Annotated in this window: 22 protein-coding genes; 11 read left to right on the forward strand and 11 right to left on the reverse strand. The window is 41.1% G+C overall.

The window, feature by feature from the left end; genetic code table 11:
• Positions 1-177: 177 nt before the first annotated feature.
• From nirK to E7T07_RS03515, 7 genes are all read right to left on the reverse strand, one after another.
• Positions 178-1,275, reverse strand: a complete 1,098-nt coding sequence (gene nirK, locus E7T07_RS03485) for a copper-containing nitrite reductase (protein WP_135709528.1) — start codon at positions 1,273-1,275, stop codon at positions 178-180.
• A 10-nt stretch (positions 1,276-1,285) separates the two neighbouring features.
• Positions 1,286-3,220 carry a DNA topoisomerase IV subunit B gene (gene parE / locus E7T07_RS03490; protein ID WP_135709529.1) on the reverse strand — a complete coding sequence of 645 codons (1,935 nt, stop codon included), beginning with the start codon at positions 3,218-3,220 and terminating at the stop codon, positions 1,286-1,288.
• Positions 3,221-3,318: 98 nt separating this feature from the next.
• The gene (gene ettA, locus E7T07_RS03495) at positions 3,319-4,989 is read right to left on the reverse strand and encodes an energy-dependent translational throttle protein EttA (RefSeq protein WP_135709530.1); all 1,671 of its coding nucleotides are present in this window, start codon (positions 4,987-4,989) and stop codon (positions 3,319-3,321) included.
• Between the two features lie 417 nt (positions 4,990-5,406).
• On the reverse strand, positions 5,407-6,807 hold the full coding sequence (locus E7T07_RS03500) for a Do family serine endopeptidase (RefSeq protein ID WP_135709581.1): 1,401 nt from the start codon (positions 6,805-6,807) through the stop codon (positions 5,407-5,409).
• Between the two features lie 171 nt (positions 6,808-6,978).
• A complete protein-coding gene (locus E7T07_RS03505; protein ID WP_135709531.1) occupies positions 6,979-7,389 on the reverse strand; it encodes a Z-ring associated ZapG family protein in 411 nt (136 codons plus the stop codon).
• A 178-nt stretch (positions 7,390-7,567) separates the two neighbouring features.
• Positions 7,568-9,103, reverse strand: coding sequence for an L-2,4-diaminobutyrate decarboxylase (gene ddc / locus E7T07_RS03510; protein ID WP_135709532.1), 1,536 nt, complete (start codon positions 9,101-9,103; stop codon positions 7,568-7,570).
• 142 nt (positions 9,104-9,245) lie between these two features.
• The gene (locus tag E7T07_RS03515) at positions 9,246-10,610 is read right to left on the reverse strand and encodes a diaminobutyrate--2-oxoglutarate transaminase (protein WP_135709533.1); all 1,365 of its coding nucleotides are present in this window, start codon (positions 10,608-10,610) and stop codon (positions 9,246-9,248) included.
• Between the two features lie 500 nt (positions 10,611-11,110).
• Here E7T07_RS03515 and rplM point away from each other — a divergent pair, with 500 nt between their 5' ends.
• From rplM to E7T07_RS03565, 10 genes are all read left to right on the forward strand, one after another.
• On the forward strand, positions 11,111-11,539 hold the full coding sequence (gene rplM, locus E7T07_RS03520) for a 50S ribosomal protein L13 (protein ID WP_115637689.1): 429 nt from the start codon (positions 11,111-11,113) through the stop codon (positions 11,537-11,539).
• 15 nt (positions 11,540-11,554) lie between these two features.
• On the forward strand, positions 11,555-11,950 hold the full coding sequence (gene rpsI, locus E7T07_RS03525) for a 30S ribosomal protein S9 (RefSeq protein WP_135709534.1): 396 nt from the start codon (positions 11,555-11,557) through the stop codon (positions 11,948-11,950).
• Positions 11,951-12,165: 215 nt separating this feature from the next.
• Positions 12,166-12,804, forward strand: a complete 639-nt coding sequence (gene sspA / locus E7T07_RS03530) for a stringent starvation protein SspA (protein ID WP_135709535.1) — start codon at positions 12,166-12,168, stop codon at positions 12,802-12,804.
• The gene (locus E7T07_RS03535) at positions 12,804-13,262 is read left to right on the forward strand and encodes a ClpXP protease specificity-enhancing factor (protein WP_135709536.1); all 459 of its coding nucleotides are present in this window, start codon (positions 12,804-12,806) and stop codon (positions 13,260-13,262) included. Before sspA ends, E7T07_RS03535 begins: the two co-directional genes overlap by 1 nt.
• Positions 13,263-13,446: 184 nt before the next feature.
• Positions 13,447-13,920, forward strand: a complete 474-nt coding sequence (gene ribH, locus E7T07_RS03540) for a 6,7-dimethyl-8-ribityllumazine synthase (protein WP_135709537.1) — start codon at positions 13,447-13,449, stop codon at positions 13,918-13,920.
• Positions 13,921-13,925: 5 nt separating this feature from the next.
• The gene (gene nusB, locus E7T07_RS03545; protein WP_135709538.1) at positions 13,926-14,348 is read left to right on the forward strand and encodes a transcription antitermination factor NusB; all 423 of its coding nucleotides are present in this window, start codon (positions 13,926-13,928) and stop codon (positions 14,346-14,348) included.
• A gap of 63 nt (positions 14,349-14,411) precedes the next feature.
• A complete protein-coding gene (locus E7T07_RS03550) occupies positions 14,412-14,897 on the forward strand; it encodes a phosphatidylglycerophosphatase A family protein (protein WP_135709539.1) in 486 nt (161 codons plus the stop codon).
• Positions 14,894-15,520: a homoserine/threonine efflux transporter gene (locus tag E7T07_RS03555; RefSeq protein ID WP_135709540.1), complete on the forward strand. Its 627-nt coding sequence runs from the start codon at positions 14,894-14,896 to the stop codon at positions 15,518-15,520. The genes E7T07_RS03550 and E7T07_RS03555 overlap by 4 nt, the downstream gene beginning before the upstream one ends.
• Positions 15,521-15,540: 20 nt before the next feature.
• Positions 15,541-16,353, forward strand: coding sequence for a 4-hydroxy-tetrahydrodipicolinate reductase (dapB, locus tag E7T07_RS03560; protein ID WP_135709541.1), 813 nt, complete (start codon positions 15,541-15,543; stop codon positions 16,351-16,353).
• A 187-nt stretch (positions 16,354-16,540) separates the two neighbouring features.
• On the forward strand, positions 16,541-17,998 hold the full coding sequence (locus E7T07_RS03565) for a DASS family sodium-coupled anion symporter (protein ID WP_135709542.1): 1,458 nt from the start codon (positions 16,541-16,543) through the stop codon (positions 17,996-17,998).
• A 1-nt stretch (position 17,999) separates the two neighbouring features.
• Here E7T07_RS03565 and yfaE read toward each other — a convergent pair whose 3' ends face one another.
• The 3 genes from yfaE to hemL all read right to left on the reverse strand — a co-directional run bounded on the left by yfaE (position 18,000) and on the right by hemL (position 20,872).
• Positions 18,000-18,257 (reverse strand): class I ribonucleotide reductase maintenance protein YfaE, encoded by a 258-nt coding sequence (yfaE, locus tag E7T07_RS03570; RefSeq protein WP_135709543.1) that lies wholly within the window; start codon positions 18,255-18,257, stop codon positions 18,000-18,002.
• 69 nt (positions 18,258-18,326) lie between these two features.
• Entirely contained in the window at positions 18,327-19,457 is a 1,131-nt protein-coding gene (gene nrdB, locus E7T07_RS03575) for a class Ia ribonucleoside-diphosphate reductase subunit beta (RefSeq protein ID WP_135709544.1), read from the reverse strand.
• A 134-nt stretch (positions 19,458-19,591) separates the two neighbouring features.
• Positions 19,592-20,872, reverse strand: a complete 1,281-nt coding sequence (gene hemL, locus E7T07_RS03580; RefSeq protein ID WP_135709545.1) for a glutamate-1-semialdehyde 2,1-aminomutase — start codon at positions 20,870-20,872, stop codon at positions 19,592-19,594.
• 129 nt (positions 20,873-21,001) lie between these two features.
• Between hemL and wecA the strand changes: the two genes are divergently transcribed.
• On the forward strand, positions 21,002-22,078 hold the full coding sequence (gene wecA / locus E7T07_RS03585) for a UDP-N-acetylglucosamine--undecaprenyl-phosphate N-acetylglucosaminephosphotransferase (RefSeq protein ID WP_425455030.1): 1,077 nt from the start codon (positions 21,002-21,004) through the stop codon (positions 22,076-22,078).
• A gap of 54 nt (positions 22,079-22,132) precedes the next feature.
• On the opposite strand, the gene E7T07_RS03590 is transcribed toward wecA, so the two are convergent.
• Positions 22,133-23,071, reverse strand: a complete 939-nt coding sequence (locus E7T07_RS03590) for a bile acid:sodium symporter family protein (RefSeq protein ID WP_135709546.1) — start codon at positions 23,069-23,071, stop codon at positions 22,133-22,135.
• Between the last annotated feature and the right edge of the window lie 16 nt (positions 23,072-23,087).

The raw sequence follows: 23,087 nt of genomic DNA on the forward strand, positions 1-23,087 counted from the left end.
AAAATAAGTAAACTCGCTTCGCTCAAACAAACTTATTTTTCTACAAATTTAGTAATTTTCAGGCGGCAAATAGGGGCCCTGTCTGAGCGCCTGAGTGTTTTGAACGTTGCCAAAGGCAACGGCACATAGTGCAAGCATAGCGAAGTAAAAGTAGGTCGCCCTGTGGGCGAAAACCCACTATTTCAAATGAAAATGCACATCGACATTCGCATCTGGGTTTTGTTTATCATAAGGTTCGTCTTTAATTTTGCCGCTGTAAATTTCAGGGTTTTCTTTCCCTTCTACCATCAACATTCCTTTTGCCCCTTTTTCAGCGCGGAAAATACTGTGGTCAAGGAAAGTGTATTGCCCGGGAACTTGTATCGTAGCTTCTGTAATAACGGCACCACCCGCAGGGATTAAGGTTGTTTGTACATTATGATTTTGCAAACTTCCACCTTCCACATAAACCGTATCAAATGGTTTGCCAATTAAGTGAAAAGATGAAATTTTGTTCGGACCGGCATTACCAATAAAAAAGCGAATTTTATCCCCAACTTTAGCTTTTAAGGCATCTTCGCCCATTAGCGCACCGTAATGCCCATTGAAAACCACGTAATCAGGAAGTTCGTAACCTGCTTTTTCCATACTAAAAACTTGCAAGCCTTTTTCGCCAAAACTCCCTTGTGTGTAGAATTCATTTTGTACGATATAAAATTCTTTATCGGCTTTTGGCAACCCTGTTTTCGGTTCTACTAACATCAAACCAAACATTCCTTTTCCGATATGAGTTGCCGCACCAGGGAAAGCGGCGCAGTGGTAAAGGTATAATCCCGGTTGTAAGGCTTGAAAGGCAAATACACTAGTACGCCCTGGTTTGGTATTACTTGCAATGGCACCCCCTTCCGGTGCCGCAGCAGAATGGAAATCAATGCTATGTTCCATTTTAGAATTGGCAGGGTTAGACAAATGCACTTCTACGGTATCGCCTTCACGTACACGAATAAAAGGCGCAGGCGTTGCACCATTGAATGTCCAATATTTAAATTGTGTGCCATCAATGATATCCATGACTTTTTCAATCGCTTCCAGTTTCACCACAACACGTGCAGGTTCTTGGCGTGTAATGGGTTTGGGAACATTCGGCGCAAAAGTCAATTCTGCTTCAATAACCGGCAATTTCGTTGAAAGTGCGGTTGAATTATCGATTGTTTTGTTTGTTTCGCTATTGGCAAAAGCACTGTATGAGAATAGCGTTGTTATGCTTAATAAGAGTGCAAGTGTTGTTTTTTTCATTTTATTCATATTACAAATCCAAATCTGCCTGATCACCTTTTGTTTGCAACCAATTTTTACGATCTTCTGCGCGTTTTTTGTTGAGCAACATATCCATTAATTCAATGGTTTCATTGATCAAAATATCTGAATTTTCTACCGCACTTTCATCAGCCATAGGCTCTTCATAGGTTAATTGAACCAAACGGCGCGTGCTTGGATCCATGGTGGTTTCTCGTAATTGGCTTGGGTTCATTTCACCCAAACCTTTAAAGCGTTGTACATTCGGTTTTCCACGTTTACTGCTTAAGCGTTCTAAAATGGCTTCTTTTTCGTGTTCATCTAAAGCGTAATAGACTTCTTTGCCTAAATCGATACGATAGAGCGGTGGCATTGCCACATAAACATGTCCGTCTTTGACCAATTGCGGGAAATGGCGTAAAAATAAGGCGCAAAGTAGGGTAGCGATATGCAATCCATCGCTATCCGCATCCGCAAGGATACAGACTTTTCCGTAACGTAACTGGCTTAGATCGTTGCTGTCCGGATCGATACCTAGGGCTACGGCAATGTTGTGTACTTCTTCAGAAGCCAGTACTTGCTCTGATGAAACTTCCCAAGTGTTTAGAATTTTACCGCGCAATGGCAAGATTGCTTGATATTCGCGGTCGCGCGCTTGTTTGGCTGAACCGCCCGCCGAGTCACCTTCTACCAGAAATAATTCTGTCCGCTCAAGATCTTGCTGTGAACAGTCGGCTAATTTTCCGGGTAATGCAGGGCCTGAAGTCAGTTTTTTACGCACCACTTTTTTAGACGCACGCAAACGGCGTTGTGCAGAACTGATCGCCATTTCGGCTAATAACTTGGCAGGTTCAATATTATTATTGAGCCACAAACTGAAAGCGTCTTTCACTACGCCGCTGACGAAAACCGCACTTTCACGGGATGACAAACGTTCTTTGGTTTGTCCTGCAAATTGAGCATCGTGCATTTTGAGTGATAACACGTAGGCGCAACGGTCCCACAAGTCATCTGCCGTTAATTTTACCCCTTTAGGTAATAAATTTTGGAATTCGCAGAATTCAATCATGGCGTCAATTAAGCCTTTGCGTAAGCCGTTGACATGGGTTCCGCCTTGAATGGTTGGGATTAAGTTTACATAGCTTTCCCCAATTAAATCACCGCCTTCAGGCAACCATAATAATGCCCAATCCACCGCTTCCGTTGAGCCTTTAAAGCTGCCGATAAATGGGGTTTCGGGCAGCGTAGTGAATTCACTGACCGCTTCGATTAAATAATCCGAAAGTCCGTCTTGATACAACCAGCTTTCTTCTGTGCCATTGACGTGATCGATAAATTTGATTTCCAGCCCTGAACAAAGCACTGCTTTTGCACGTAGCAAATGGCGTAGGCGAGATACAGAGAATTTATCGCTATCAAAATATTTTGGATTTGGTTTAAATTTGACCGCAGTTCCTGTGGTACGGCGACCGCAAGTCCCCACCACTTCTAATTCTTCCACTTTAAGACCGTTTTCAAAGGCAATATGATAAACCTGACCGTTACGCTTTACGGTGACATCCACACGTTCGGAAAGGGCATTGACCACAGAAATCCCCACGCCATGCAAACCACCGGCAAACTCATAGTTTTTATTCGAAAATTTACCGCCGGCATGAAGTTTCGTCATAATCACTTCCACGCCGGACATTTTTTCAGTCGGGTGCATATCCACAGGCATGCCACGCCCATTATCGATCACTTCTAGCGATTGATCTTTATGTAAAATCACTTCAATTTTGGTGGCAAACCCCGCTAACGCTTCATCCACACTGTTATCAATCACTTCTTGTCCTAAATGGTTCGGACGCTGCGTATCGGTGTACATCCCGGGGCGAACCTGAACAGGCTCAAGCCCTTTTAACACGGTAATATTTATCGAATCGTATTCTTTTTGAGTAGTCATAAGTTGATGAGAATTAAGTCAATTTTGAGAGATAAAAAATTGGGGGGATTATAACAAAAAGTGCGGTTGAAATCGACCGCACTTTTGTTGGAACATCATTACTTCGCAATACGCTTATATTTAATACGATGTGGCTGTGTTGCCGCTTCGCCTAAGGTTTTCTTTTTCCACTCTTCGTAGTCTGAGAAGTTACCTTCGTAGAAAGTGACTTTACCTTCATCACCGTAGTCTAAAATGTGGGTGGCGATACGGTCTAAGAACCAGCGGTCGTGCGAGATAACCATTGCACAGCCCGGGAATTCTAAAATCGCATTTTCTAATGCACGCAAGGTTTCCACATCAAGATCGTTGGTTGGTTCGTCTAATAATAAGACGTTTCCGCCCGCTTGTAACAGTTTCGCAAGGTGTAAACGACCACGCTCACCGCCTGACAATTCGCCAACACGTTTTTGTTGATCTACGCCTTTGAAGTTAAAGCGTCCAACATAGGCGCGGCTTGGGATTTCAAAGTTGCCGATAGTTAGAATATCTTGTCCGTTTGAGACTTCTTCCCACACGGTTTTCTTGTCGTCCATTGCATCACGGAACTGATCCACAGAGGCAAGTACCACCGTTTCACCCATCACGATTGAACCGCTATCCGGTTGTTCTTGACCTGAAAGCATACGGAATAAGGTTGATTTACCTGCACCGTTCGCCCCGATAATTCCAACAATCGCCCCTTTCGGAATGCTGAAAGATAAATCGTCAATTAACGTGCGGTCGCCGTAAGATTTAGTTAGGTTACTCACTTCAATCACTTTATCCCCTAAGCGTGGGCCTGGTGGAATAAAGAGTTCATTGGTTTCGTTACGTTTTTGATATTCGCCTGAGTTAAGCTCTTCAAAGCGTGCCATACGCGCCTTGCTTTTCGCTTGACGACCTTTCGGATTTTGGCGTACCCATTCTAACTCTTTGGCAATGGATTTTTGGCGAGCATTTTCCGCCGCTTGCTCTTGCTCTAAACGTTTCTCTTTTTGCTCTAACCAAGAAGAGTAGTTACCTTCCCAAGGAATACCTTCACCACGGTCAAGCTCTAAGATCCAACCTGCCACGTTATCTAAGAAGTAACGGTCGTGGGTAATTGCCACCACAGTACCTTCATAGTCGTGTAAGAAACGCTCTAACCACGCCACCGACTCCGCATCTAAGTGGTTGGTTGGTTCGTCTAATAACAACATATCCGGTTTTTCGAGCAATAAACGGCAAAGTGCCACACGGCGGCGTTCGCCCCCTGAAAGATGTTCGATTTTAGCGTCCCAATCCGGTAAACGTAACGCATCTGCCGCACGTTCTAACTGGTTATCCAAATTGTGACCATCGTGTGCTTGAATAATCGCTTCTAATTGAGCTTGTTCAGCCGCCAGTTTGTCGAAGTCCGCATTTTCATCGGCATAAGCCGCATAAACTTCATCTAAACGAGTGAGTGCGTTTTTCACTTCTGAAACCGCTTCTTCAATGGCTTCACGCACGGTTTGCTGTGGCTCTAATTTTGGTTCTTGCGGAAGATAACCGATTTTGATCCCCGGTTGCGGACGAGCCTCCCCTTCAAACTCTTTATCAACACCAGCCATAATGCGTAAAAGGGTGGATTTACCCGCACCATTTAAGCCTAGTACCCCGATTTTCGCCCCAGGAAAGAAGCTTAAAGAAATATCTTTTAAAATATGACGTTTCGGCGGAACAACTTTGCCCACGCGATGCATCGTAAAAACAAATTGTGATGACATATTGAATCCTTTTTACAAGAAAAGTGCGGTCGCATTTTACCTAATTCTTGGCGGATAATCTACTTTCATAAATTGCCACTTATTTGCCACTAAATGAATTTATATTTCATCAGAAATTTGTAACCCATTGAAAAACAAGCAAAAAAAACCACTCCGAAGAGTGGTAGGAAAGTAGTTTAGCTATTTATTTTATGATTATTTTATTTAGGAACTTTATGAATATCAAGTAATTACCTGACGTGGTGAATAATAGCGGAAAAGTTTCAGCAAGCAAAGAGTGAATTCATCTTTAGTTGATTTACATCAAAAAAATTTAGAAAAAAGTGATTATAGGTTTATTTTTCCTTTGGTTGAGCAATAAAAAGCGTTGCTAGTCAGAGTTGAATAGCAACGCTTTGTTTCGTTTTGAGACAGTGATTATTGTACTAACAGATAAAAATTTGTATCGCCACGTAAAATGTTAATCGCAATTGCAGATGGTTTATCTTCCAAGATTTTACGTAAATCTTTCAGATTTTCCACTTTATGGCGATTGATGCCAATAATAATATCTCCAGCTTTCAAGCCACGTTGCGCGGCTGGAGAATTTTTCTCAACTTTGTTGACTTTGACACCGTTGTCATCATTGGTTAATTCAGCCCCTTCTAGTGCCGGTAGCAATTGATCGACTGTGGTACTAGAAGAAAGTGTGGTTTTACCATCGTCTGATTGTAAAGTCACTTTCATATTTTGAGTTTTACCATCACGTAACACAGTTAACTCTAAGGTTTTTCCGGCACCTGAGGTGGCAATTTTGGCGCGTAATTCAGCGAAACCTGAGATTTTTTGACCATTTAATGCAATGATGACATCGCCGGCTTTAAGTTTAGCTTTATCAGCTGCGGAATTCGGCATTACTTCGCTGACGAAAGCCCCTTGTTGCGCATCAACGTTGAATGCTTTCGCTAAATCAGCATTTAATTCGCCCCCTTTAATCCCTAATAAACCACGGCGAACTTCACCAAACTCAATAATCTGTTGAATTAAATTATTTGCCATATTAGATGGGATAGCAAAGGCAATACCCGCATTACCGCCACTTGGTGAAATAATGGCGGTATTAATACCAATCAGTTCGCCATTTAAGTTAATCAATGGACCGCCGGAGTTACCACGGTTTACCGCGGCGTCTGTTTGGATATAGTTTTCATATTTACCACTGTCGGAACCTGTTGATCGACCAAGCGCAGAGACAATCCCTGAAGTTACTGTTTGACCTAAACCAAACGGATTACCGATTGCTACGGTAAAATCGCCTACGCGTAATTTATCGCTATCGGCAATTTTGATTGCAGTTAGGTTTTTAGGATTTTCGATTTGAACTAACGCGACATCAGACTGTTCATCTTGACCGATAATTTTTCCTTTGAATTCGCGTCCATCATTTAATTGAACCGTAATTTTATCGGCACCATCAATAACGTGATTGTTGGTGATCACATAGCCTTTTTCGGCATTAATGATTACTCCGGATCCCATTCCCTTAAATTGACGTGGTGCAGATTGGCGACCACCAAAGAAATCATCACCAAAGAAACGGCGAAATTCTTCTGGAATTTGATCATCAAAAGTGTTGCGGCGAGATGTTGCTTCTTTACCTTCAACTGAAATGGAAACAACTGCAGGCAAGACGCGTTCAAGCATTGGGGCAAGGCTAGGTGTCCCAAAGGTATTCGCTTGAGTAATCATTGCCGGAAGTTCTGCCATTGTTGTCATTGGTGCAGCAAGCACGCTTAAACCTAAAGCAATTGCACTTAGTGTGAATCTAGATTTTTTCATTTTCATTGATTTTCCTTTTCCTAAATAAAACAAACGAAAGATAGCTCATTTGACAAAGAAAATGGGGGATTGTTCATAAAAATCAAGATCTGATAAATTTATAAAAGTGCGGTTATCATTGAAGTGAGTTAATTTTTTGAAAAAGAGTGGGGAACTGATGTTCCCCAAAAATTAGCGTTCTGCTTTAAATAAACCCGATGATCCTTCTTTATAATCACGAGGTTGTTGGTTTTGGTTTTCGTCTGTGGTCGCTGTTGATTTATCGGAATTGATAAAATTTTGCAAAAAGAGCGCTTTTTGTGATTCAGGCAATAACTCATCCGAAGATTTAGCTAAATGACGATAAAGTTTTTGGTAATCTTGCGCGAGCAATTTAAATAAGTCTGCGGTTTCGGCAAAATGTTTCTCTAAACGCTCAGTTTGTTGCGTCAATTCTGCTTTGGTTTGTTGTAATTCGTTTTCTGTTTTGGCTTGCTTTCTAATTGAGCCTTTAGTTAAGCGCAATACCAAATAGGTTAAAATCACTCCGGCGACAAAGCCAAACGCGATCATTTTCCACATTTCAGGGGTTAAGTTTTGCATAAATTACTCCTTACATCTTGAGTTTTAATGAAAATACAGAAATATCATACCGTTAAATACAACCAATGTCTTGTGGGATTTCTGTAAAATGTGTTGGGGATCACATTTTTTGGGTAAAATATCATAAAAAAATGACCGCACTTTATTTCAAAGCGCGGTCAAATTTTAGGAGATTTTCTTAATCAATTGGTGGCACATAAGTCCCGTTTGCAATAGCATTTTTAATGCGTTCTGCTTCGCTTAACACTTGCGCCAATAACGCTTTGACGTTTTCGAGCGTTGCGATTGGGCTTAGCGTAGTCATTTTCAGCGATTGTTTATCCCCGACTTTGGTCACACCAATGTTTGCTTCGCCACGGGCAAAGAGTTCATCTGCCACATTTTGGTTTAAGGCATCGATAAATTCAGCAGGGTAGCCGGCTGGTGCAACACGGAACAATACCGAAGCAAATTGTGCCGGAACCAGCATTTCCAAGCCTTCAGTTTCGTGAATGTATTGTTCCACTTGTTTGGTAAGGTAAACACCGTGGTCGATCATTGAAGCGTATAGCTCTTCGCCTAAGGCTTCTACCGTAAACCATAATTTCAACGCATCAAAACGGCGTGTCGTTTGAAGCGATTTCGCCACTAAATTTGGTACACCGTGCGCTTCATCGTATTCTGAATTTAAGTAATCCGCTTTGTAATCAATGAAACGGTAATTTTGCGGATCTTTTAATAAGAATGCGCCGCAAGAAATCGTTTGGAAGAAATGTTTATGGAAATCCAACGTAATGGAGTCGGTTAATTCAATGCCGTCTAAAAGATGACGGAAATCTTTTGAAAGTAGTAATGCACCGCCCCAAGCCGCATCGACGTGTAACCAAACGCCGAATTTATTGGTAATAGCACGAATGGTTTTTAACGGATCGATTGCGCCGGCATCGGTTGTCCCTGCAGTCGCAACTACACAAGCCACCACTTTGCCTTCTAAATAAAGTTTGGCTAAAGTTGCTTCTAATGCGTGTGGATCCATTTGGGCATTTTCATTGCAAGGCACGGTAATTACCGATTGGAAGCCCATTCCCATCATTGCCATATTTTTTTGCACAGAGAAGTGCGCATTTTCAGAGCAAATTACTTTTACTTTTTGCATTGCATCAGGTGGGATACCATCACGTTGTACCGACCATTCTGAACCGTCTGCATTTTTCCAATGTTTCGCAATGCAAGCATCACGTGCAAGTAGCACGCCCATTAGGTTTGATTGTGTACCGCCCGAAGTAAAGACCCCGGATGTGCCTTCGCCGTAGCCGGCTTTTTGACGCAACCAGTCAATCAAATGCTCTTCCATAATCGAACCGGCTGGGCTTTGATCCCACGAGTCCATTGATTGGTTAGTGGCATTGATTAACACTTCCGCAATTTGGCTCGCGACCATTGTCGGACAATGTAAGTGTGCTAAAGAGTGGGGGTGATGAACTTTAAGACTTGGATTTAAGAAGATCTCAACTAAATGATCTAAGGATTTTTGTACACCTATGCCCTCTTTAGTCGGTTTAAAACCATCAACCAAGGCACGCATTTGTTTGATTGAACCACCGGTGTACATTTTTTCATTTTTCAGCCAAGAACTGACCGCTTGCACGGCGTTTTGCATTGCGTTTTCGTAGTCTGCAATAGATTGTGGATCGTTACAGAACAGGGATTGTTTGTGTTTTGAAATATCTGACATTGTTTTTCCAATTTATTTGTAGGGGCGAAATATTTTTCGCCCAAAACAATCACGGAATATCAGGGCGAAAAATATTTCGCCCCTACGTGATTAATATATTGAAATATAATAAATTTCTATAAAATCAACCGCACTTTGATGATTAACCACGCACCGCTTTTAATGCGTCTGCGACAGATTGCTTGAAGCGTTTAATGAACTCTTCGCATTCTGCTTGGTTGATATTTACTGCACAAAGTACACGAACCACGTTGCCGCCACGTCCGCCACGTTCTAACAATAACTTGTTGTTAAAGCAGGCTTTTTGGATTGCAACTGCTAATTCGCCATCTTGTGGATAAGCACCTGTTGCATCTGCCGGTTTGCGTTCGTCCACAATGTCGATACCCATCATTAAGCCTTTACCACGTACGTTACCGATACAAGGGAATTCTTTGCTTAATTCACGTAATGCAGTGGTTAAGTATGCGCCACGTTCTTCCGCATTTTTCGCAAGATTTTCTTCACGCATAATTTTGAGTGAAGCGTAACCTGTTGCCATCGCTAATTGGTTACCACGGAATGTCCCTGTGTGTCCTGCCGGTTGCCACGCATCGAATTCTTTGCGAATAGCTAATACCGCTAACGGTAATGAACCGCCTACTGCTTTTGACATAACCACGATATCCGGTTGAATACCCGCATGTTCAAAGGCAAACATCTTACCGCTACGGCAGAAGCCTGCTTGAACTTCATCAACAATCATTAAAATACCGTGTTTTTGGGTCACTTCACGCACTTTTTGTAAGAATGAAATCGGTGCCGGAACAACACCACCTTCACCTTGGATTGCTTCTAAGATAACCGCAGCCGGTTTTACTACGCCGCTTTCGACATCTTCAATGAAGTTTTCAAAATAGCGTTCAACAGCTTTCGCACCCACTTCGCCACCAATGCCAAACGGGCAACGGTATTCGTGCGGATATGGCATAAATTGTACTCCCGGCATTAAGCCTTGTACCGGATTTTTCGCACCTAAGTTACCTGTTAAAGATAACGCACCGTGGGTCATTCCGTGGAAACCGCCGGAGAAAGCGATCACATTGCCACGTCCGGTATAGGTTTTAGCTAATTTGATTGCCGCTTCGTTAGCATCTGCACCTGAAGGGCCGGTAAATTGAAGAATGTATTGATCTTTAGGGAAGAATGATAAAAGTTCTTCGGTAAAAGCGTCTTTTAATGGCGTGGTTAAATCTAGAGTATGTAACGGTAAGCCACTATCTAAAACGTCTTGGATTGATTGCATTAACACTGGGTGGTTATGACCTAATGCTAATGTTCCTGCACCCGCCAAAAAGTCGAGATATTCATTTCCTTCTACGTCTGTTACCCAACAACCTTGCGCTTTTGCATAAGCAAAAGGAAGTTTGCGCGGATAACTACGCACGTTAGATTCCATTGCATCTTGACGATCTAAGAAATGTTTATTTGAGGCGAGAATTGCTTTTACAGGAGTGTTAATTGTCATTTTAAAAAACCTTCTAAATGAGGTGAAAAAAATAAGTCGGGTGCCTTGCGGGAAGCCTAAGCTTTCTTATCCTGAGAGATAAGATGCCATGGGGCATTTGACTCGCTACTTATTAAAAAAAGCGTTTCAGCTTTTTTATCTTTCCCCAGCAGGCGCTGGTTGAGATAGACACATCAAAGTGCGGTTAAAATGACCGCGCTTTTGAAGTCGGCATATCATAGCCGTTTTTTATAAAAAGGGAAGATTTTTCTACACAAGATTGATCCTTTTATAAGTTTAATGGTATTTTCATTTAAAGAAAAACAGACGCTCATAAATTTTTCATAAAAAGCTCGCATTTTGTAAGACACTTATGTATAATCACGCGACCCTGTGAATAGTGCGGTTTTCCCACCGCCTATTGTTTTATCGAGATCACACTCGAAGGGGTGCTGATTTAGATCAATGGTTGTACTCAAATGAGTACTGGGTATTAATATCAAATATTGGTAATTTTATTAATGAAAACTTTTGTAGCAAAACCAGAAACAGTTAAACGTGACTGGTATGTAGTAGATGCGACAGGTAAAACCTTAGGTCGTTTGGCGACTGAATTAGCTCGCCGTTTACGTGGTAAACATAAAGCAGAATACACTCCGCACGTAGATACAGGTGATTACATCATCGTTATCAACGCGGATAAAGTAGCTGTAACAGGTCGTAAAGAAACTGATAAAGTTTACTACTGGCACACTGGCTATGTAGGTGGTATCAAACAAGCGACTTTCAAAGAAATGATTGCTCGTCGTCCGGAAGCAGTGATTGAAATTGCGGTTAAAGGTATGTTGCCAAAAGGTCCATTAGGCCGTGCAATGTTCCGTAAATTAAAAGTGTATGCAGGTTCACAACACGAACATGCTGCGCAACAACCACAAGTTTTAGATATCTAATCACGGAGCAGAAAAATGACAGCAGCAAATCAAAACTACGGCACAGGTCGCCGCAAAAGCTCTTCAGCTCGTGTATTTATCAAACCGGGCAGTGGTAACATCACAATCAACCAACGTTCTTTAGACGTTTACTTCGGCCGTGAAACTTCACGTATGATCGTGCGTCAACCATTAGAATTAGTTGAGTTAACAGATAAATTAGACCTTTATATCACAGTGAAAGGTGGTGGTATTTCTGGTCAAGCCGGTGCTATCCGTCACGGTATTACACGTGCGTTAATCGAATATGATGAGTCATTACGTCCAGCATTACGTGCAGCAGGCTTCGTAACTCGCGATGCTCGCCGCGTTGAACGTAAAAAAGTGGGTTTACACAAAGCACGTCGTCGCCCACAATACTCAAAACGTTAATTTTATATTTTCGTTTATATTCAAGAAATTGCAGTCCATTGGGCTGCAATTTTTTTTATATTTTTTGTTTAAGAAATTGAATAATCCATCCTAAGGGGTTGAAAGTACCTATGTGATTTGTGGTAAAATAAGCACGTTTTTTAACTCGAAATTTTAGATATTAAACAGCAGGGTTGTAAAGCTGTTAATTGCATTTTACATCAGCGGAGGAATAGATGACCAGTGCGGCAAATAAACGTTCAATAATGACCCTTTTTTCTAATAAATCAGATATTTATTGCCATCAAGTGAAAATTGTTTTAGCGGAAAAAGGCGTTGCTTACGAAACGGAAAATGTCGATCCCAATGCTGTGCCTGAAGAATTAATGGAATTAAACCCTTATGGTACGCTTCCGACTTTGGTGGATCGCGACTTAGTGCTATTTACTTCACGTATCATTATGGAATATCTTGATGAACGCTTTCCACACCCCCCTTTAATGCCGGTTTATCCTGTGGCGCGCGGTAAAAGCCGTTTGTTAATGTTACGCATCGAGCAAGACTGGTATCCAACTTTAGCGAAAGCAGAAAATGGCTCGGAAGTCGAACGTGCAGAAGCCTTGAAGCAATTGAAAGAAGAATTACTTGCGGTTGCTCCAATTTTTAATCAATATCCTTACTTTATGAGTGAAGAATTTGGTCTGGTGGATTGTTATATCGCACCATTATTGTGGCGTTTAAAAGAACTTGGCGTAACTTTTACTGGTGCAGGCAGCAAAGCCATTAATGGCTATATGGATCGTGTTTTTGGACGTGATTCATTTATGCAATCTATTGGTAGTGCAGCACCAAAAAATTTAATGGATGATAAATAATGGAATATAAATCTACCCCTAAACGTCCGTATTTATTGCGAGCCTATTATGATTGGCTATTGGATAATAACTTTACCCCTTATTTAGTTGTAGATGCGACTTATTATGGTGTGGATGTCCCGCAAGAATATGTTAAAGATGGGCAAATTGTCTTGAATTTATCGCCTGGTGCGGTAGGGAATTTAGCGCTTGGTAATGAGACCGTTGAGTTTAGCGCGCGCTTTCAAGGTATTCCTCGCGCATTGTACATTCCTATGGGCGCGATTCTTGCCATTTATGCACGTGAAAATGGCGATGGTGTGATGTTTGAACCTGAGGCGATTTATGATGAGCTAGATAAATCACAAACAGGTCCGGTTAAAAGTGCGGTGGAAAAAACACAGGAAAAACCAAAGGCGGAACCGAAAAAAACAACGGCATCGTCAAAAACAACATCCCACTTGCGTATTATTAAGTAGATATGTTTATTAAAAAAATAAACAGAACCTATGGAAACGCCACGAAAATTTCGTGGTGTTTTTGTTTACTTTGTAGAGAATTGAGCAACTAAGTCACAAGGAAAGCCAAAGATAACAGCTGATAGAATGTTTTTTTTGTGCTAGAATTCGGCTCAATTTATCCCCATGTTTAAAAGGAAATAATATGAACGTTTTAGAAGGTCAATTAAGCGCACCAAATGCAAAAATCGCCGTGGTAGTCGCTCGTTTTAACCATTTTATTAATGATAGCCTAGTTGATGGGGCTGTTGACGCATTAAAACGCGTAGGACAAGTTAAAGAAGAAAATATTACTTTAGTGAAAGTACCGGGTGCGTATGAATTACCTTTAGCGGTTCGCCGTTTGGCGGATACGAAAAAATTTGATGCGATTGTGGCATTAGGTACGGTTATTCGTGGTGGTACAGCGCATTTTGAATATGTCGCAGGTGAAGCGAGTAGTGGTTTAGGTCATGTAGCACTTAATTCGGATATTCCCGTAGCGTTTGGTGTATTAACTACTGAAAATATTGAGCAAGCTATTGAGCGAGCCGGAACGAAAGCAGGTAATAAAGGCGCAGAAGCCGCATTAGTTGCTCTTGAGATGGTAAACCTTTTAGATCAAATCAACGCGGCGTAATGAATATGGCAGAGAAAAAAGTAAGCCCACGCCGCCGCGCGCGTGAATGTGCAATTCAAGCATTATATTCTTGGTATGTATCACAAAATGATGCGGCTGAAGTTGAGTTATCCTTTGTGACAGAACAAGATTTAAAAGGTGTTGATGTTCCTTATTTTCGTAAATTATTCCGTGGTGCTGTGGCAAATTTAGATAGTGTTGATGCTACCATGGCGGAATTTTTAGACCGCGCGTCAGAAGAACTAACGCCAATTGAAAAAGCGATTTTGCGTTTAGCCGTTTATGAACTCAAATTTGAGTTAGATGTACCTTATAAAGTGGTTATCAACGAAGCGATTGAATTGGCGAAGACCTTTGGGGCGGAAGATAGCCATAAATATATTAATGGCGTATTAGATAAAGTCGCGCCTGCGTTGGGTCGCAAGTAATATCTTATAAAGTGGGCAGGAATGTCCACTTTTTCTATTTCAATATTGATGTTTTAACATTCCATGACAGAAAATCCGTTATCACGTATCCGTTTAAAAAATCCGGTCCATTTTTTAGCCGTTGGATTAGGCTCAGGGCTGATTCGTCCTGCACCCGGCACTTGGGGAAGCTTGGCGGGTTTAATCATTGGTATGCTGTTATTGCCGATAATGGGCAATATTTCTTTCGCTATTTTGACCGCACTTTCTTTTGCTTTAGGCTGTTATTTATGCCAAAAAACGGCCGATGATATGGGCGTTCATGATCATGGTTCAATTGTTTGGGACGAATTTGTTGGAGTATGGATTTGTTTATTATTTGTCCCCGAAATTAATTGGTATTGGAGCTTCATTGCCTTTGTGGTTTTCCGTTTTTTCGATATCCTCAAACCTTATCCCATTAAAATTTTTGATGAAAAATTAGAAAATGGATTTGGCATTATGATTGATGATGTTTTAGCCGCTATCTATGGAGCGATTGTTATTGTTGGATTAGACGTATTATTATGATTAATCTCATCATTGTTCATCTATTTGGTTTAATGACACCAGGGCCTGATTTCTTTTATGTGACACGAATGGCGGCCAGTAATTCCCAGCGAAATACTGTTTGCGGTATTATCGGTATTACTTTGGGCGTGGCGATTTGGGCGTTGGCGGCAATGTTAGGGTTGGCGATTTTATTTGCTACGACACCTGCATTACACGGCATTATCATGATGCTCGGTGGAAGCTATTTGATGTATATCGGCTTACAAATGGCAAAAAGTCGAACAAATGCTGTTTTTGAAGCTGCCGGTGAAAAGGAATTAAATCAAAAGACAAGTATTAAAAAAGAAATCTTAAAAGGATTATTCGTTAATCTGTCTAATGCAAAAGCGATAGTCTATTTTTCTAGTGTTATGTCTTTGATATTAATAAATATTACTGAATTATGGCAAATGGGATTAGCCTTATTTATTATTATTGTAGAAACGTTTGTTTATTTTTATTTGCTTTCACTTTGTTTCTCTCGCCCATTCGCCAAACGTTTTTATAGCCAATATAGCCGTTATATTGATAATGTGGCAGGGATTATTTTCTTAGGTTTTGGTGCTTTTTTAGTTTATAGTGGTTTTACAGAATTTAACTGATCATTGAAAAGGAAAAAAATATGACATTAAAAATTGCTGTTGTCGGTGCCGGTGGTCGTATGGGACGCCAATTAATTCAAGCGGTATATCATACTGAAGGTGTAGAATTAGGTGCGGCATTTGAACGTAAAGGATCTTCTTTAGTCGGTGCTGATGCCGGTGAATTAGCCGGCATTGGTGCGATTGGCGTGAAAGTTGCAGAAGATTTAAATGCAGAAAAAGAGAAATTTGATGTGATTATTGACTTCACACGCCCTGAAGGTTCTCTTGAGCATATTAAATTTTGTGTGGAAAATCATAAAAAACTCATTTTAGGAACGACAGGCTTTGATGATGCCGGTAAAGCAGCGATTAAAGCCGCGTCTGAAAAAATAGGTATTGTTTTTGCATCAAACTACAGTGTCGGCGTTAATTTAGTCTTTAAATTGTTAGAAAAAGCCGCAAAAGTTATGGGGGATTATTGCGATATTGAAATCATTGAAGCGCACCATCGTCACAAAGTAGACGCGCCATCAGGTACAGCACTGTCAATGGGCGAGCATATCGCTAAAACCTTAGGTCGAGATTTAAAAACTCACGGTGTTTTCTGCCGCGAAGGAATTACCGGTGAGCGTAAACGCGATGAAATCGGTTTTTCAACCATTCGTGCCAGCGATGTTGTTGGTGAACATACGGTGTGGTTTGCGGATATAGGTGAACGTGTAGAAATTGCGCATAAAGCCTCCAGCCGAATGACTTTCGCCAATGGTGCCGTGCGCGCAGCAAAATGGCTTGCCACAAAAGAACAAGGGTTATTTGATATGACGGACGTATTGGATTTGAATAATCTTTAACAAAGTGCAGTTTTTTTTAGATAAGATTTGATAGCAAACGTTTTACTTTGAATTTATATTTATTACCCCTTATAGGGTATGATAGAGTTCAAGTGGAAATAATGATAGCTGTCCTAGCAAACTTATCTTATTTTGGCAGGGAGTATCATTTTGATATTCCCTTTTTTTATTTTGTCGGAGAAAAAAGATGACAACTCAAACAAAACCAACAGTCGAAGTAAAACTCGGCTTTAAATGGCAAGGTTTGTTTCTTGCTATTTTAGTAGGATTGGCGATTTGGCTATGTCCAACGCCTGAAGGGCTTACCACAAAAGCTTGGGGAATGTTAGCGTTATTCGTGGCAACCATTGTGGCGATTATTGCGAAAGCAATGCCAATGGGGGCGGCAACCTTGGTGGCTTTAGTGGTGAGCGGTTTAACCGGATTGACGCCTATCTCAGCCAAACAAGGCGAGGTCGGAATGCTTTCAGGCTTCGCAAACGGTACGATTTGGCTTATCGGTATTGCGATGTTTTTGTCTCGTGCCGTAATTAAAACGGGATTAGGTAAACGTATCGCCCTTTATTTTGTGGCACGCTTTGGTAAGAAAATGATGGGCGTGGCTTATGGTATGGCATTAGCCGATGTGGTGATTGGCCCGGGTATTCCATCTGCATCAGCACGTGGGGGCGGTATTATGTACCCGATTATGCAATCAATTGCAGATGCCTATGATTCAAAACCAGGTCCAACAGCACGCCGTGCAGGCGCGTTTTTAGCTATTGCCGTATCACAAATTGATACCATTGTATGTACTATGTTCTTAACAGCGATGGCGGGGAACCCGTTAATTGCTGAGTTAGCCAAAGGGCAAGGCGTAGAGATCACCTGGATGACATGGTTCTTAGGTGCCATTGTTCCTGGGGTGATCAGCTTGATTGTATTGCCTTATTTTGTGTATTTAATTTATCCACCAGAGCTAAAAGATACGCCTAAAATGGCTGAAATGGCACGTGATGAGTTAAAAAATATGGGGCCAATGAGTAAAGCAGAAATTATTCTTGCGTTAGATTTTGTTTTATTATTATTCCTTTGGACAGTGGGGGATTTATTTTTCCATATTCCTGCTACGGTTTCTGCCTTTATTGGATTAGTGATTTTGTTATTCACTAACATTATGACGTGGAAGAATATTATTGAAGAAACAACCGCTTGGGATACGATGTTCTGGTTTGCGGTGTTAGTCATGATGGCAAACGCACTCAATAAATACGGTGCAATTACGTGGGTATCAAACCATATTGCTGGATCCGTTGGCGCATTTAGTTGGCCGGTAGCCTTTTCAATTTTAGTTCTCGTCTATTTCTATACACGCTATTTCTTCGCTTCTGCAATGGCGCATATTTCCGCCATGTATTTAGCTTTCTTAGCAGCGGCGATTGCCGTGGGAACACCACCGATGATCGCGGCAATTGGTTTAGGTTATACATCAACCTTATCAATGAGTTTAACGCAATATGCAGGTGGTCCCGGTCCGGCATTGTATGGTTCAGGTTATAACAGTACAGGACAATGGTGGGGAGTGAGCTTCATTGCATCCATTGCTTCACTTGTCATTTGGTTTGGTGTGGGTGGTGTTTGGATGAAATTATTAGGTTGGTGGTAATTTAAAGCTCCAACTCTAAATCACTCTCAACCTGACAACAACAAAGCAAAATTTCGTTAGGGTTAATAAAGGCAAGGGGTAATTCTTTATAAGAAACCTTGCCTTTTTTTATTTTGACACGACAAGAACCGCAATAGCCGCTACGGCATTGGTATTCGTGATGTATGCCGTGGTTTTCCAAACTTTCCAGCAATGAAGTGCGGTTGGAATGGGCAATATTTTGTGCTGACTGTGTTAAGGTGATTTGATAGATTTTCATTTTTTCCCGAAAATAAAAAGTGCGGTCAAAAAATATCAAGATTTTTAACCGCACTTCGCTTAATGGTTATTACAAGTCAAAGTCGCCGAAATCACTCGTATCGACTTTTGAGTCAATTTGACCCACAAGATAAGAACTTACTTCAACTTCTTGTGGTGCAACCTGTACATTGTCCGATACCAACCACGCATTAATCCAAGGAATTGGGTTGGAGCGTGCTTGGAATGGCAATGGTAAGCCTACCGCTTGCATACGGATATTGGTGATATATTCTACATATTGCACCAAAATATCTTTATTCAAACCGATCATGGAACCATCTTTAAATAAATAATCTGCCCAAGCTTTTTCTTGTTCCGCAGCAGCAACAAATAAATCGTAGGCTTCTTGTTTACATTCTTCTGCAATTTCTGCCATTTCAGGATCGTCTTGACCTGCTGCCATAATATTCAAAATATGCTGTGTACCTGTTAAATGTAAGGCTTCATCACGGGCGATAAATTTAATGATTTTCGCATTACCTTCCATTAATTGACGTTCAGCAAAAGCAAAAGAACAAGCAAAGGAAACATAGAAACGAATAGCTTCCAGTGCATTAACGCTCATTAAGCAAAGATAAAGTTGCTTTTTCAAATTACGTAATGAAACCACACATTCTTTGCCATCCACGGTATAAGTGCCTTCGCCATATAAGCCATAAAGTTGGCTGTCGCGAATTAATTCATCGTAGTAACGCGAAATATCTTTTGCGCGTTTGATGATTTCTTCATTGGTAACAATATCATCAAAAACAATAGAGGGATCGTTAACGATATTACGGATAATATGGGTGTATGAACGGCTGTGGATCGTTTCACTAAACGTCCAAGTTTCGATCCAAGTTTCTAATTCAGGAATAGAAACCAAAGGTAATAACGCTACGTTCGGGCTACGGCCTTGAATAGAATCTAACAGAGTTTGGTATTTTAAGTTACTGATAAAAATATGTTTTTCGTGTTCAGGCAAGGCAGCGTAGTCAATGCGGTCTTGTGAAACATCCACTTCTTCCGGTCGCCAGAAAAAAGAAAGTTGCTTTTCGATTAGCTTTTCAAAGGTTTCATATTTTTGTTGATCGTAACGGGCAACGTTAACATTTTGACCAAAGAACATCGGTTCTTTGAGTTGATCGTTTTTGGTTTGGGAGAAAGTTGTATATGCCATAAAAATCTCGTGATTAATGAAATAGAGTAAAAGTATTTTACCTAATTATTTCTATTTTTGACAAAGGTTTAATTTAAATTCAGATTTTTGTAGGGACAGGGTTTATCCCTGTCCCAATGCGTGGGATTTTTTGTTTATAACTGTCCAAAAGCAATATCCGCCGCCGCTAAAGTGCGGTCGATATCTTCGTCAGAATGTGCAAGAGACATAAATCCTGCTTCAAAGGCGGATGGTGCAAGATAAACGCCTTGTTCTAACATTAAATGGAAGAATCGGTTGAATTTTGCCGCATCACATTTCATCACTTCTTGGAAATTTTTGACCGCACTTTGTTCTGTAAAGAATAAACCAAACATACCGCCCACATATTGCACACAAAGCGGTACATTATGTTTATCTGCTAAAGTTTTTAAGCCTTCTGCGAGTTTTTGAGTTTTAGTCGCTAAGATTTCTTCATTACCTTGTTTTGATAATTCTGTTAAACAAGCCAATCCTGCTGCCATGGCGATTGGATTACCTGATAGTGTGCCGGCTTGATAAACAGGCCCTGTTGGTGCAATGTATTCCATAATTTCACGTTTACCGCCAAATGCCCCCACAGGCATACCGCCGCCAATAATTTTACCTAAGCAGGTTAAATCCGGTGTAACACCATAATAAGATTGCGCACCACCAAGGGCAACGCGGAAACCGGTCATGACTTCGTCAATAATAAAGACCGCACCATATTGGGTACAAAGCTCACGCAACCCTTGTAAAAAGCCTTCTTGTGGTGGAATACAGTTCATATTGCCGGCAACAGGCTCAACAATTAAACAAGCGATTTCCGTTGGATATTGTTCAAAGGCTTGTTTAACGGAGTTTAAATCGTTATAAGTACAGGTTAAGGTATGTTTAGCAAAATCTGCCGGCACCCCCGGTCCGCTTGGTTGCCCCAGTGTTAATGCGCCGGAGCCGGCTTTGACGAGTAAGCTATCTGAATGGCCGTGATAGCAGCCTTCAAATTTAATGATTTTATCACGTTTGGTATAACCACGCGCTAAACGAATGGCAGACATGGTTGCTTCTGTGCCGGAACTCACCATACGTACCATTTCAATGGATGGCACTAATTGGCAAACTAATTCCGCTAAGGTAATTTCGCCTTCTGTTGGGGCACCAAAACTTAAACCATTGGGTACAGCTTGTAATACGGCCTCAATAATGGCAGGGTGATTATGCCCCAATACCATAGGCCCCCAAGAGCCGACATAATCAATATATTGTTTTCCATCGGTATCCGAAATATAAGCACCGGCCGCTTTTTGAATAAATACAGGGGTGCCGCCTACGCCTTTGAAAGCACGAACAGGTGAATTTACACCACCAGGAATAACTTGTTGAGCACGATTAAAAAGTGCGGTCGAATTTGACATGATTTTTTTCCAAATTTTTTGCTAAAAGTCCGTCTATTGTACTCTAAAAATCCATATCTTAAAATGCTACTTTATGGTATGCTTTTGCACGTTTTATCAAACAAATCACTTCTAAAATAAGGCATTAAAATGTTGTGGCTTAGTTTTATTTTTACCTTCATTGTTTCTTTCTTGACCATTGTGGCGATGCGCCCCGTGGCGGAAAAAATAGGCTTAGTGGATAAACCGAATTATCGTAAACGTCACCAAGGTGCTATCCCCTTGCTGGGCGGTGTTTCATTATTTATGGGCAACCTGTGCTTCTATATTTTCCAATGGGATCAGATGCGTTTGCCTTGGCTATATTTATTTTCGTTAACCGTATTGCTGATTATTGGTTTATTGGATGACCGTTTTGACCTGAGTGCGGCTTTGCGCGCAGTGATTCAAGCTGGTTTGTCTGTTGCGATGATTTATTTTGGTAAATTATCCCTTGATAATTTAGGACAAATTATCGGACCATTCCAAGTGACGCTTGGTGGTGTAGGGTTTGTGATTACCGTATTGGCGACCATTGCTGTCATTAACGCTTTCAATATGATTGACGGTATAGACGGATTACTTGGCGGGTTATCGAGTGTAGGTTTTGCTGCAATGGGTATTTTGTTAATTATGGACAATCAATGGGATTTAGCCGTTTGGTGTTTTGCGTTAATCGTGGCGTTAATTCCTTATTCGATGTTTAACTTGTGTATCCCTTTCGGTAAACAATTCAAAATTTTTATGGGTGATAGCGGTAGCACACTAATCGGTTTCACTATGATTTGGATTTTGCTATTAAGCACTCAAGGGCATGGTCATCCAATGAATCCCGTCACAGCGTTATGGATTATTGCTATCCCTCTAATTGATATGATCGCCGTAATTTACCGCCGCGTACGCAAAGGCAAAAGCCCATTTAAACCCGACCGTTTACACGTTCATCATTTAATGGTTCGCGCAGGGTTAACCTCACGTCAGGCTTTTCTTGCTATTACCGCATTTGCCGCACTATGCGCCACTTTTGGTATTTTGGGCGAAGTGTTTTATGTGAACGAATGGATCATGTTTGGTGCATTTATTCTGTTATTTTTCTTATATCTTTATTCCATCACAAGAGCATGGCGCGTAACGCGGTTTATCCGCCGAATGAAACGCCGAGCATCACGTAAGAAAGCCATTCAATAATCAATAAAAAACGCTTAACCTGTTGGCTAAGCGTTTTTTGTATCCCATGTTCAATTAGGCGTTATCGTCATTTTTAATATTGGAGAAAATATTCGCTAAAATTGGGCCTGATACATTGTGCCAGAAACTAAATACTGCACTTGGCACCGCGGCAATCGGGTTGAAGTGTGCCGCAGCCAGTGCTGCACCTAAGCCTGAGTTTTGCATTCCGACTTCAATAGAAACTGCTTTGCTGTCAGCAATATTTAGCCCTAATAATTTTGCCGCAAAGAATCCTACCAAATAACCTAAGCAGTTATGCAATACCACAACACCAAAGATTAATAAGCCTGATTCCACAATTTTATCTTTACTTACGGCAACCACTGCTGCCAAGATTAACACAATGGAAATAACCGATAACAATGGCATTGTTTGACTGATTTCAGATATTTGTTTTTTGAATAAGGCACGAACGACTAATCCTAAGAAAATTGGGAAGAGTACCATTTTTAATACGGAAATAAACATTCCGGCAGCGTCAATTTCTAACCATTGGCTTGCTAAAAGGTAAAAAATAACCGGCGTTAATAGCGGCGCAAGTAGTGTAGAAATCGTTGTACAAGCCACAGAAAGTGCGGTGTTTCCTTTAGCCAAATAGGTCATCACATTTGATGATGTGCCACCGGGGCATGAGCCCACTAAAATTACCCCAATCGCGAGATCTGCCGGTAAGTTAAAACATTTCGCTAAAGCAAAGGCGATGGCCGGCATAATCACAAATTGTCCGACAACACCAATAATCACGGATTTAGGGTGCTTGAAGACTTCACCAAAATCGTTAAAGGTCAGCGTAATTCCCATACCAAACATCACAATGCCCAGTAAATAAGGGATATAAGGGGCAAATTGTTTGTAGGTGTCTGGAAACTGAAACGCAAGATAAGCAAATAACAGCACCCAAAGCGCAAAGGTTTTGCTGGCAAACTGGGTGATTTTTAATAAGGTTTGCATAGAGTAGTCCTATATT

This window comes from Actinobacillus porcinus (genome assembly GCF_901764995.1).
In the GTDB taxonomy this organism is placed as follows: Bacteria; Pseudomonadota; Gammaproteobacteria; order Enterobacterales; family Pasteurellaceae; genus Exercitatus; species Exercitatus porcinus.

Coding starts and splice junctions, on each gene's coding strand:
- nirK (WP_135709528.1), bottom strand. CDS start 1,275: ATGAAAAAAACAACACTTGCACTCTTATTAAGCATAACAACGCTATTC.
- yfaE (WP_135709543.1), bottom strand. CDS start 18,257: ATGAAAATCTATCAAATCACCTTAACACAGTCAGCACAAAATATTGCC.
- ettA (WP_135709530.1), bottom strand. CDS start 4,989: ATGTCATCACAATTTGTTTTTACGATGCATCGCGTGGGCAAAGTTGTT.
- dapB (WP_135709541.1), top strand. CDS start 15,541: ATGACATTAAAAATTGCTGTTGTCGGTGCCGGTGGTCGTATGGGACGC.
- E7T07_RS03515 (WP_135709533.1), bottom strand. CDS start 10,610: ATGACAATTAACACTCCTGTAAAAGCAATTCTCGCCTCAAATAAACAT.
- rplM (WP_115637689.1), top strand. CDS start 11,111: ATGAAAACTTTTGTAGCAAAACCAGAAACAGTTAAACGTGACTGGTAT.
- wecA (WP_425455030.1), top strand. CDS start 21,002: ATGTTGTGGCTTAGTTTTATTTTTACCTTCATTGTTTCTTTCTTGACC.
- E7T07_RS03505 (WP_135709531.1), bottom strand. CDS start 7,389: ATGCAAAACTTAACCCCTGAAATGTGGAAAATGATCGCGTTTGGCTTT.
- E7T07_RS03555 (WP_135709540.1), top strand. CDS start 14,894: ATGATTAATCTCATCATTGTTCATCTATTTGGTTTAATGACACCAGGG.
- E7T07_RS03500 (WP_135709581.1), bottom strand. CDS start 6,807: ATGAAAAAATCTAGATTCACACTAAGTGCAATTGCTTTAGGTTTAAGC.
- E7T07_RS03550 (WP_135709539.1), top strand. CDS start 14,412: ATGACAGAAAATCCGTTATCACGTATCCGTTTAAAAAATCCGGTCCAT.
- ribH (WP_135709537.1), top strand. CDS start 13,447: ATGAACGTTTTAGAAGGTCAATTAAGCGCACCAAATGCAAAAATCGCC.
- nrdB (WP_135709544.1), bottom strand. CDS start 19,457: ATGGCATATACAACTTTCTCCCAAACCAAAAACGATCAACTCAAAGAA.
- ddc (WP_135709532.1), bottom strand. CDS start 9,103: ATGTCAGATATTTCAAAACACAAACAATCCCTGTTCTGTAACGATCCA.
- rpsI (WP_135709534.1), top strand. CDS start 11,555: ATGACAGCAGCAAATCAAAACTACGGCACAGGTCGCCGCAAAAGCTCT.
- nusB (WP_135709538.1), top strand. CDS start 13,926: ATGGCAGAGAAAAAAGTAAGCCCACGCCGCCGCGCGCGTGAATGTGCA.
- E7T07_RS03590 (WP_135709546.1), bottom strand. CDS start 23,071: ATGCAAACCTTATTAAAAATCACCCAGTTTGCCAGCAAAACCTTTGCG.
- sspA (WP_135709535.1), top strand. CDS start 12,166: ATGACCAGTGCGGCAAATAAACGTTCAATAATGACCCTTTTTTCTAAT.
- E7T07_RS03565 (WP_135709542.1), top strand. CDS start 16,541: ATGACAACTCAAACAAAACCAACAGTCGAAGTAAAACTCGGCTTTAAA.
- E7T07_RS03535 (WP_135709536.1), top strand. CDS start 12,804: ATGGAATATAAATCTACCCCTAAACGTCCGTATTTATTGCGAGCCTAT.
- hemL (WP_135709545.1), bottom strand. CDS start 20,872: ATGTCAAATTCGACCGCACTTTTTAATCGTGCTCAACAAGTTATTCCT.
- parE (WP_135709529.1), bottom strand. CDS start 3,220: ATGACTACTCAAAAAGAATACGATTCGATAAATATTACCGTGTTAAAA.